Source organism: Chamaesiphon sp. VAR_48_metabat_403 (assembly GCF_031422475.1).
GTDB lineage: Bacteria > Cyanobacteriota > Cyanobacteriia > Cyanobacteriales > Chamaesiphonaceae > Chamaesiphon.
The window spans coordinates 1-1,708 of sequence record NZ_JANPLS010000446.1; the positions used below are offsets into that span (position 1 = coordinate 1).

Consider the following 1,708-nt stretch of genomic DNA (forward strand, 5'->3'; position numbering starts at 1 on the left):
ATCCTGACGAATTCGTCCGACTAATACCTCATCTTTACCCGAAGCATCGATCGGCATCGGAAAATAATTCGCTTTCCAGTCTTCTACTAATTTTACACCAGGAGCAGTGGCTAAGATCGATCGAGCCTCATCTGGATCGAACGGTTTGGCAAATTCCAGGTTAATTGCTTCCGAATGAGCGCGGAGTACGGGAACCCGAATACATGTAGCCGTAACTCTCAGATCTGGCGTACCGAAAATCTTACGAGTCTCGTTGACCATTTTCATCTCTTCTTCACAATACCCATGTTCATCGATCGGGGTATTGTGAGGAAATAAATTAAATGCTAGGGGATAGGGAAAAATTTCGGGTTTGGGAGTTTTACCATCAAGGATATCTCGACTCTGGATTTCTACTTCCGCCATCGCTCTGGCACCTGCGCCACTCGCTGATTGATAAGTAGCCGCAACGATGCGTTGAATCGGTTGAATTTTGTGGAGCGGATAAATCGCTACCGCCATTAAAATCGTTGTACAGTTGGGATTGGCGATAATTCCCTGATGATGCTCTGCTGCTGCGGGATTAACTTCTGGAATAATTAACGGTACATCGGGAAGCATCCGAAAAGCACTGGAATTGTCAATCATTACCGCGCCAGCAGCTACTACTTGAGCTGCTAAAGCCTTCGATGTCGAACCACCAGCAGATGCTAAGACAATATCAATCCCATCAAAAGATTTATCCCCGACAGTTTCTACCGTAATTTCCTCACCCCGAAACTTCAACTTTGTACCTGCGGACTTAGGCGAGGCAAATAGTTTAAGTTCGGCAATCGGAAAATTGCGACTGGCTAATAATTCGATTAATTCCGTACCAACGGCACCTGTTGCTCCTAAAATTGCAACGCGATATAGATCGGACAAGAAAGCTACCTCCTCTGATATTGATAATATTGAAACATCAAAACTTTAGTTTACGCTAGCCCCACGACCTAGAGACCGAACATCCGTACCGATTTAGATCTAGTCTCGATCTCGTTAGTTTATCTGAATTGGAGCGACTTGGATCGCGCGGAGATTTTTAGCCATGTTTACACTCAAACCTCTTCATGTTTATCATACCAGGGAATCGCGATCGTGTGCTGGGAAATATGTAGTTTCAATCGATCGATCGAGATCGTCCTAATCCGCCATGGTTAGCAAATATGCGATTGGCGAAAATCACTGCTAATTGATATGAATTACAAATTTTTTATTCTCTTCAGTTACCCATAGCTATATTACAAAATATCTGCTCAGTATTTGTAATACTTGACCTCGCCAGCACAAATATTTGTAAATACCGTGTTTTTAAATATTCTAATTATGAGAGAATTATAATATTCAGATCGTAAAAAACGCTCGATAAATTCGAGTTTAGTCCTCTTTTTTACAATAACAACAGAGCGGCGAGCTTCCACTACTGCAATTGCACGAGTGGGAAGTTTGCGGTTTTCAATTTTTGCAGAGGTGGTCGGGTGGAGCAACTGACATTTTCAGATACACAGCAATTGCTGATGACAATCCATAATCTCTATACCCTCAAAAATGCCGATACATTCGGGACTGATAGCCTTGCGATGCTCGTCCCGCTCGTCCCAGCAGACGCTTCCGTAGCGATGACTTTTCGCGGTGATTTCACCGAACTTACAGTCAAATCCCTAGATCCAGATTTAGATCGTTTGGTGGA

At 43.3% G+C, this 1,708-nt stretch carries 1 protein-coding gene; it reads right to left on the minus strand.

Going from position 1 to position 1,708, the window contains the following annotated elements:
* The coding region (locus tag RMO79_RS21335; RefSeq protein WP_310485277.1) for an aspartate-semialdehyde dehydrogenase at nt 1–903 on the minus strand (903 nt) is incomplete at its 3' end.
* Nucleotides 904–1,708: the final 805 nt, after the last annotated feature.